Below are 3,381 nucleotides of genomic sequence, written 5' to 3'. Positions count from 1 at the left end.
ATATCCGCATGCGCCTCGCCGATCTCAAGGATCTTGAACGAGTGCTCTTTCTCGAAATCCTCAAGATGCGAGGCGATTTCCTTGCGGCGCAACAGAACGATCGGGTCAGCCCAGCCATGGCACCACGACAGCCAATGCCGCGTTACTTTTTCGCGGCCCATCACCGCCAGGCCGAGCAGATCGTCGCGGCCGCCGCCGTCGAGGCCGATCGTGACCACCTCGCTGCGCGCGAGCAGCGATTCCAGGTCAAGTTTCTCGTCGACCTGCTGATCCCAGAGATCGGCGCCGCTCCAGCCGTCATCATTGGTGCCGGTCCCAATCTCGATGTTGAGATGCTGCGAGGCCCAGATCCGGATCGCCTCCTCGCCCTTTTCGCGCTCGCTGGTGAAGTCGGCGAGCATCGAGGCGACGGTGATCGGCCGGTTGATGTTCGGCATGACCCACGGCCAGCATTCCGGATTCATCCAGCGCGGCTCGACGCCATGCTTGCGCTCCTCGCGCGTCAACGTGGCGATGTCGCGCGGCAGCTCATAGAGCAGCGGCAGCGTCGAGCGGATGGTTTTGCCGCGATAGAGCCCATCGCGCACATTGCGGACGAACTTCAGCTCGCTCTTGAAGGCGCCGGCCGGAGCGTCGTCGCTCTGCGTTGTGGTTATGACCAGCACGCCCTCCTCGGTCTTGTCGAGGCCGCCGCGGATCTGGCGCAGCACCCGCGAGGTCTGGGCTCGCTTGCCCAGCAGATGCAGCTCGTCGAGCAGGACGAAGATCAGCGCCATCGCGCCGGTCAAGATCTTCAGGTCAAAGCTCGCGATCATGATCTCCGACTTGGTGACGAGATCCTCGATCGTCTTGTCGTAGTCCCGCGGCTTGAAGCGCCGGCGCAGGTCCGGCGACTCCTCGATCATGCCAACCGCCTGCTCGTAGGCGCGATCGGCGACCGCTTGCGTCTCGCCGAGAAACAGCGCCGTCGCGCGCGGCCGGTAGTTCATCAGCATCGCGACCAGCATCAGCGCCGCGGAATAGGTCGTCTTTGACGAGCCTTTCGGGACCAGCGCGAAGAAATCACGGATCATCCGGACCCTGTTGACCGGGTCCCAGGAGCCGAACACGGCCCGGACCAGGTCGCGGAACCACTCGCCGGAGGCGTCGCCGAGCCGCGGGGTGCCAGGCACGTCCGGCAGCCGCAACTCGTCGAAGAACGCCAGCCCCATGTCCGCCTCAGCCGTGAACAGCGGYAGGTCCGGCATCAGCGAGCGGCCCTCGCGGATGCGGGTTTCCCAGTCGGGGCAAGAGGTGTCCCAGGGGATCAAGAATTGAGACCCTGCTGCCGACGCGCCATCAGCTCGCCCAGCGGCGAGCCGACGTCGGGCGAATGCGCGGCCGAGATCTCGGCGGCCTTCTTGCCGACCTTCTCCGGCTTCACGGCCCTGTCGGCCGGCTTGGCCTTCTGCGGCTGCTGCGTCTGGCCGTAGAGCATCAGGTCGTTCCGCTCCAGGTACCTCTGGAATTCCCGGATCGCCGAGACGTTGCCGGCGTTGACGCCGTCGAGCAGCTTGACACCGAGCTGCGCGACCAGGCGATCGCGCGAGACGTCCCGAAACCTAAGCTCTGAAAAATAATGCTTCCGCAGCGTCGGCTGGGTGATGAACAGCGCCGATGCGATCCGCGCGTTGCTCCAGCCGAGCGCGACTAACAGGCTGACACGATTCCGGTTTTGCTGAGATGCGACATGTTCCGGCCGGCCGCGCTCGCCCCAGTTGGACGGCACAGGATCACCAAACAGGTCGAAAACTTCAGCCACGATGAAAAAAAACCTACGAATGAGAGAGGGGCCGGTCCGTGGAGAGGGGGGCTGCGAGGATTTGACCACCCCCTCCCCTTGCTGATGTCAGCGCTTCGGCTTGCGCACGGGCTTGCGACGACGTGACTGCTGCTCGCGCTTGTCGCGGGCGATGGTGATGATGGCTGCCATGGCGCCGGCCAGGTAGGCAGCACGCAGAGACTTCGGGTTGGTCATGTCCTCGATCCTTTCGGGGTTGGTCAGTGCCAGACGCCGCGCGTGTGGAGGGACTGCTGCTCGGCCTTCTGCTTGGCCTTGTCGTGGCAGCTCTTGAGCAGCGTCTGCAGATTGCTCTCATCCCAGAACAATCGCTCATCACCACGATGCGGGATCTTGTGGTCACAGACGAGCAGCGACGTTTCGCCCTCGACGTGACCGCATCCGCACTGGCAGGTGTAGAGATCGCGCAGGAAGATCGCGAGGCGAAGCCGCTGCCAGCGCGCCGTGTTGTACCAGGCCTTCCACGGCAATTTCGGCATCTACAAAAGGAAAGGCCCGATCATGCCGCGGGGCGATGATCGGGCCTGGCAACGCGCCACAAGTCTAGGGAGGAAACGCCCAAGGAGGGCAGCGGGCAACGCATCACCGTCGCCGCACACCCTAGGCATGCAAAAGCCCGGCGCGATGGCCGGGCTTGTTTCACGTGGAACGAATTTCCGAATCTCTGCAACTTCCACTTCGCGCTAAGCGAAGATGGATGCGCCGGAGAGCAGTCTCCGTTCGAGCCATTCAGTGCGCGGTCGCAACACCTAGGCTGGCTCGATCTGACACTCGTCGAATTCGACAGGTGTCATGCGCTTGAAGATGTCGAGAAGGACATTGAGTCGGCCTCTCGAGTCAAGCCTGTCGACCATTCCGGGAAACGAGGCAAACGGACCGTCGATGATCCGAACGCGCTGCCCTTCCTGGAAAAGCCGACGCCGTCGAGCAACTGGAATGTTGCCGTCCGCGACCATTGCGCGCACGCCAGCCATGTCGACGGTGCCCTGATATCGCCTAGGAAACTCGTCGATACGCGCGTGAGGCTTGCGCTCGATCCCAGGCGCATTCTCCCAGATCCATGGACGCCATTCACCAACCATCAGGAAGCCCGCAACGCCATCGACGTCGAGACCGCCAAGCTTGACCTGAAAATCAGGGATGAAGATCAGGCCGGCAAAGAGCGGCACAACTACGTCGCGGTAGGACACCGCTGCAAAGCCACTGCGACGCCGCTCGAACTTCTTACGCTGGCGCAAGGTCGGATAGTAGGCGCTGATCCCGCGATCGCGGAACGTGCGCATGACCTTGCTTTCCTTGTTCGCATAGGTCTGCAGCATGAACCACCGCTGCGGCTGCACCGGCGCTGCAGTGACCTCGTCAGCGAGCGTAACGTAACCAACGAAATCGCCGATTTTATAGACCATGTTCATTCGTCTCCCCCTGCCTGTGATGCGTCGTCGTCGAGCCATGTGCCGTTGCGCCGCGGCGGCCAGCGGCGCGGCACGCGAAGGCCTTCTTTCGATTTTCGTAATTTGAAGCCGGGATGATTCCACGGCAGG

General features: G+C 63.0%; 5 protein-coding genes. All 5 read right to left on the bottom strand.

From position 1 onward, the window contains the following. The coding region (locus ACXJL8_RS37060) for a terminase large subunit domain-containing protein (protein ID WP_456686621.1) at positions 1–1,247 on the bottom strand (1,247 nt) is incomplete at its 3' end. A gap of 59 nt (positions 1,248–1,306) precedes the next feature. Next, the gene (locus tag ACXJL8_RS37055) at positions 1,307–1,801 is read right to left on the bottom strand and encodes a hypothetical protein (RefSeq protein ID WP_456686620.1); all 495 of its coding nucleotides are present in this window, start codon (positions 1,799–1,801) and stop codon (positions 1,307–1,309) included. A gap of 87 nt (positions 1,802–1,888) precedes the next feature. Then, the gene (locus tag ACXJL8_RS37050) at positions 1,889–2,017 is read right to left on the bottom strand and encodes a hypothetical protein (protein WP_456622158.1); all 129 of its coding nucleotides are present in this window, start codon (positions 2,015–2,017) and stop codon (positions 1,889–1,891) included. A 23-nt stretch (positions 2,018–2,040) separates the two neighbouring features. Further along, positions 2,041–2,319: an HNH endonuclease gene (locus ACXJL8_RS37045; RefSeq protein ID WP_456622159.1), complete on the bottom strand. Its 279-nt coding sequence runs from the start codon at positions 2,317–2,319 to the stop codon at positions 2,041–2,043. 270 nt (positions 2,320–2,589) lie between these two features. Then, positions 2,590–3,252 (bottom strand): transcription termination/antitermination protein NusG, encoded by a 663-nt coding sequence (nusG, locus tag ACXJL8_RS37040; protein WP_456622160.1) that lies wholly within the window; start codon positions 3,250–3,252, stop codon positions 2,590–2,592. Positions 3,253–3,381: the final 129 nt, after the last annotated feature.

The organism is Bradyrhizobium sp. P5_C11_2 (genome assembly GCF_054049755.1).
This window is presented reverse-complemented; position numbering and strand designations above follow the sequence as displayed.

Excerpts from the sequence above, each read along its gene's own strand:
- ACXJL8_RS37050 (WP_456622158.1), bottom strand. The coding sequence starts at position 2,017 with ATGACCAACCCGAAGTCTCTGCGTGCTGCCTACCTGGCCGGCGCCATG.
- ACXJL8_RS37045 (WP_456622159.1), bottom strand. The coding sequence starts at position 2,319 with ATGCCGAAATTGCCGTGGAAGGCCTGGTACAACACGGCGCGCTGGCAG.
- nusG (WP_456622160.1), bottom strand. The coding sequence starts at position 3,252 with ATGAACATGGTCTATAAAATCGGCGATTTCGTTGGTTACGTTACGCTC.